This is a genomic window from Geobacillus sp. ZGt-1 (assembly GCF_001026865.1).
In the GTDB taxonomy this organism is placed as follows: Bacteria; Bacillota; Bacilli; order Bacillales; family Anoxybacillaceae; genus Geobacillus; species Geobacillus thermoleovorans.
Genome location: NZ_LDPD01000063.1, coordinates 1 through 1,607 on the forward strand (window position 1 = coordinate 1; position 1,607 = coordinate 1,607).

Annotated in this window: 2 protein-coding genes; both read right to left on the reverse strand. The window is 55.1% G+C overall.

The genetic code is table 11. The features are described from left to right. A partial coding sequence (locus VU18_RS15505) for an aminotransferase class I/II-fold pyridoxal phosphate-dependent enzyme (protein WP_047758445.1) occupies nt 1-599 on the reverse strand: 599 nt, incomplete at its 3' end. 2 nt (nt 600-601) lie between these two features. Further along, nucleotides 602-1,525 carry a PLP-dependent cysteine synthase family protein gene (locus VU18_RS15510; RefSeq protein WP_011232019.1) on the reverse strand — a complete coding sequence of 308 codons (924 nt, stop codon included), beginning with the start codon at nt 1,523-1,525 and terminating at the stop codon, nt 602-604. Between the last annotated feature and the right edge of the window lie 82 nt (nt 1,526-1,607).

The following is a 1,607-nucleotide window of genomic DNA, read 5'->3' on the forward strand; positions in this document are numbered from 1 at the left end:
TGGCCGCCTAAATATTTCGTCGCGCTATGGATGACGATATCGGCGCCAAGCTCAAGCGGCGTCTGAAAGTACGGAGTGGAAAACGTGTTATCGACGATCAATAGCAGCCCATGCGCACGGGCAATGGCGGCGGCGGCTTGCAAGTCAGTGATTTTCAACAGCGGGTTCGTCGGCGTTTCAATATAGATGGCTTTCGTATTCGGCCGGATGTGCGCCTCGATGTTGGCGACATCGCTCGTATCGACGAACGTCGCCTCAAGCCCGAACCGATTCAGCACGTTCGTCATGACGCGATACGTGCCGCCGTACACATCGTCAGTGAGCACTAGATGGTCGCCGCTTTGAAACAACATCATGACGGCCGTAATTGCCGCCATACCGGAAGCGAACGCAAAGCCGGCTTCGCCGCCCTCGAGATCAGCGATCAGCTTCTCAAGCGCCGCGCGCGTCGGGTTGCCGGTGCGCGAGTATTCAAACCCTTTATGCTTTCCAACTTCTTCTTGCTTATACGTACTCACTTGATAAATCGGGACCGACACCGCTCCAGTATGCGGATCCCCCGGAATGCCGCCATGAATGAGCATTGTTTTCCGCCTCATCGTTACCTCCCACCTTCATAAATGTGTTTGCTTAAATAGCGTTCGCTCCCGTCCGGAAAAATGACGACGATATTCGTCCCTGGCTTTGCCTTCTCTGCTTCCATCAAGGCGGCATGAAACGCGGCGCCGGACGAACTGCCGACCAAAAGCCCCTCCTGTCTCGCGAGTTCGCTGACGCGCCGGAACGCGTCATCGTCCGCGATCGTGTAGATGGCATCAAAATAATCCGGATCCATAAACGGCGGCAAAAACTCCATGCCGATCCCTTCCGTCCGATGCGGACCCGGCTTGCCGCCGCCTAAAATCGAGCCTTCCGGTTCCACGATGACCGTTTTAATGGCCGGGTTTTTTTCTTTTAAAAACGTCGCTGTCCCCATAAACGTGCCGCCGGAGCCGGCGCCGGCGACAAAAATGTCGATCTGTCCGTCCAAATCGTCCCACAGCTCCGGACCGAGCGTCTTGTAATACGTCCTTGGATTGGCCGGGTTTTGGAACTGCTGGGGGCAATAGGCGCCTGGAATCGTGCGGGCGAGCTCCTCCGCTTTGCGGATTGCTCCTTCCATTCCCTCTTCAGTCGGTGTATGAACGATTTGCGCCCCGAGCGCCTTCATCAGCTGTTGTTTTTCGATGCTGAATTTTTCCGGCACACAAAAAATGATGTTCACGTTTTTGCCGATCGCCGCCAGCGCCAGACCGATGCCGGTGTTGCCGGCCGTCGGCTCGATGATCGTGCCCCCCTCTTTCAGTTTTCCTGATGCAAACGCCTCGCGCAACAGCTCTTGTCCGAGCCGGTCTTTAATGCTTCCGCCAGGATTGAAGTATTCAAGCTTGGCGAACAGCCGAACGCCTTCCGGGAGGGGGAAGCGCGTAATTTCGACAACCGGCGTATGGCCGATCAACTCATGGATGCTTTTTGCTACGCGCATACAAGTCACTCCGTTTCTTCACGCTCAGTTTAGCAGCAAAACGGCGGTGTTCTGTTGTCTATATATATAGATGCAATTTAAA